Here is a 1,383-nt window from a genome sequence, read left to right as displayed (position 1 = left end):
GGTTTTGGTGCAGGACAGCCGCCGTTCGATCAGCCGCATCGAGGAGGCGGTGACCGATCTCAGCCGCAATCCGCAGCGCATCCTTTCGGGTGGCGACGGCGAGGTTCGGCAATTCGATGGCAGGGCCCGGCGTTGACTTCGGCGACGGCGCGCCCCAGAAACATGAGCCGCGAAAGCGGGTCGATCTTACGATCCGGGGACAACGGGGATCGCGCGTGAAGTCTGTATGGGTGAAAACGGGCGGGTTGACTTCGGCTGCCGCACTGGTTGCCTTGACGCTGGCCGGCTGCGCGGCGTTGGGCGGCAAGCCCGCGCCGCTCGATACGTTCGAACTGTCAGCGCCTTCGGTCGACGCGCATGGCCATAGCCGCCGCCAGATCCTGATCGCGCAGCCGTCGGCGCTCAAGGCGCTGGACAGCCAGAATATCGTCATCAAGCCGTCGGATCGGTCGATCCAGTATCTCAAGGGCGCGCAATGGGCCGACCGGCTGCCGCTGATCGTGCAGGCGCGGCTGGCCGAGACCTTCCAGCGTTCAGGCAGCTTTGCCGGCGTCGGCAAGCCGGGCGAGGGCCTGGCGATCGACTATCAGGTGATCGTCGAAATCCGGTCCTTCGAGGTGCGTGTCGACGGCGGCGAACATGCCGAGGTCGATCTGTTCGTGCGGATCCTGAACGATCGCAACGGCGAGGTCCGTGCCTCCAAGAGCTTCACCGCAGCCGCACCCGTCTCGGGCAGCGGCAATCCTGCCTATGTCAGCGCGCTCGACAAGGCGTTCGGCGACGCCGCCGGGCAGATCGTGCACTGGACGGATTCGGTGATCTGAGCCGGCCGAGCTTTCAAAGCGATCGTGCGTCGCGTTGAAACCACGTCGCACAGCGCATCGACTAAAGATCTTTGGTTTGCGCCGCCCCTCATTGCCCTGCCGGGCATTTCTCCCCGTATAGTGACGGGGAGAAAGACGTTGTCGCCGAAGATTTCGCCAATCGCCAACGTTGCTGAATGGGCGCCGGGAGTGCGGCCATCTCCTTCTCCCCGTCACTATGGGGAGAAGGTGCCGGCAGGGCAATGAGGGGCGGCGCCGACCGATTGTGATCCTCGTCGCCCGCTCAGTGCAGGCGGCCGCTCGCATGGGCCAGCATGGTGTAGACCTTGCCGGTGTCCGACGTCAGGTAGGTCTGCGCCATGATGTTGTCGCGGTCGTTGCGCGAGACATCCTTGAGCAGCTTCTCGAAATCGTCGCAGTAGCGGTCGACGGCGGCGCGGAACTCGGCCTCGGCCTGATACTTGCGACGAATCTCGTCGAACGTCTGCTGTCCCTTCAGCGTGTAGAGCCGCCTTGTGAACACGTCACGCTCGCCACGCCGGTAGCGGTTCCACAGCTC

The 1,383-nt window shown here is 64.6% G+C and carries 2 protein-coding genes and 1 pseudogene; 2 read left to right on the top strand and 1 reads right to left on the bottom strand.

Annotated features, from left to right (window positions below; all coding sequences use genetic code 11):
• Positions 1–136 (top strand): annotated as a pseudogene (locus EOB59_RS37095) (MCE family protein); the annotation flags it as partial.
• Positions 117–824: an ABC-type transport auxiliary lipoprotein family protein gene (locus EOB59_RS34820; protein ID WP_128290305.1), complete on the top strand. Its 708-nt coding sequence runs from the start codon at positions 117–119 to the stop codon at positions 822–824. The pseudogene EOB59_RS37095 and the gene EOB59_RS34820, both read left to right, overlap by 20 nt.
• Positions 825–1,107: 283 nt before the next feature.
• On the opposite strand, the gene EOB59_RS35565 is transcribed toward EOB59_RS34820, so the two are convergent.
• Positions 1,108–1,383: hypothetical protein (locus EOB59_RS35565; protein ID WP_164895863.1), on the bottom strand; the 276-nt coding region annotated here is incomplete at its 5' end.

It is taken from the genome of Mesorhizobium sp. M7A.F.Ca.MR.176.00.0.0 (assembly GCF_004023165.1).
In the GTDB taxonomy this organism is placed as follows: Bacteria; Pseudomonadota; Alphaproteobacteria; order Rhizobiales; family Rhizobiaceae; genus Mesorhizobium.
This window is presented reverse-complemented; position numbering and strand designations above follow the sequence as displayed.

Coding starts and splice junctions, on each gene's coding strand:
- EOB59_RS34820 (WP_128290305.1), top strand. CDS start 117: ATGGCAGGGCCCGGCGTTGACTTCGGCGACGGCGCGCCCCAGAAACAT.